Source organism: Auritidibacter ignavus, from assembly GCF_003703835.1.
In the GTDB taxonomy this organism is placed as follows: Bacteria; Actinomycetota; Actinomycetes; order Actinomycetales; family Micrococcaceae; genus Auritidibacter; species Auritidibacter ignavus.
Window position 1 is genome coordinate 1 of sequence record NZ_RDQR01000053.1, and the last position, 1,017, is coordinate 1,017.

The 1,017-nt window shown below is 63.7% G+C and carries 1 pseudogene; it reads right to left on the reverse strand.

Annotated elements, in window-relative coordinates:
* Positions 1-961 (reverse strand): annotated as a pseudogene (locus tag DYI20_RS12155) (IS256 family transposase); the annotation flags it as partial.
* Positions 962-1,017: the final 56 nt, after the last annotated feature.

Below are 1,017 nucleotides of genomic sequence, written 5' to 3' on the forward strand. Positions count from 1 at the left end.
GGATGTCTTCGCGGGCCCCGGCCAGGTGGTCGGCGACCTTGGGGTGTTTATGGTCCAGGGCCTCGACGACACGGTCGAACTGGGCGTGTACTTCCTGGGCATCGGGCTGGTCATAGATGCTGTGCAGCAGAGTCTTCACCCAGAGCCAGGAGGCCTTGGGGGTAGTGGCCATTAGGTTGGCCGCTTAGTGTGTCCGGCACCGCTGCCAGGCTGCACCGGGTAAGGTCGCAGCGATCGCGGCCTTCAACCCAGTGTGGGCATCAGAGGTCACCAGCTTCACTCCACTAAGGCCCCGGGCGGTCAGGTCGCGGACGAAGGACAGCCAGCCGGCCCCGTCCTCGGCGGTGCTGACCTGGATGCCGAGGATCTCGCGGTGGCCATCGCGGTTGATGCCGGTAGCCACCATCGCGTGCACCGGGACCACACGGCCGGACTCACGGACTTTGAGCACCAGCGCGTCAGCGGCAACGAAGGTGTAGGGCCCAGAGTCTAAGGGTCGGGTGCGGAAGGCCTCGACCTGCTCATCGAGTTCAGAGGCCATCTGCCAGACCTGGGACTTCGACAGGCTCTCGATCCCCAGGGACCCGACGAGCTTATCCATCCGGCGGGTAGAGACCCCCAGCAAGTAGCAGGTGGCCACCACCGAGGTCAGTGCCCGCTCAGCACGTTTGTGTCGTTCCAGCAGCCACTCGGGGAAGTAGGTCCCCTGCCGCAGCTTGGGTACCGCCACATCCAAAGTGCCGGCCCGAGTGTCGAAGCCCCGGTGCCGGTAGCCGTTGCGCCGGTTCTGCCGGGCATCAGAGCTCTGCCCATATTCAGCGCCGCAGACCGCGTCAGCCTCGGCTGAGAGCAGGGTGTTGATGAACATCTGCAACAAGTCCCGGATCAGGTCAGGACTTGCCTGCAAAAGCTGTTCCTCCAACAGGCCGCGAAGGTCGATACTAGAAGGGGTGACGGTCATCGTGAAACGTCCTTTCGAGAGTGCTTTGGTAGGTTCACTCGAAGGATCACACGGTG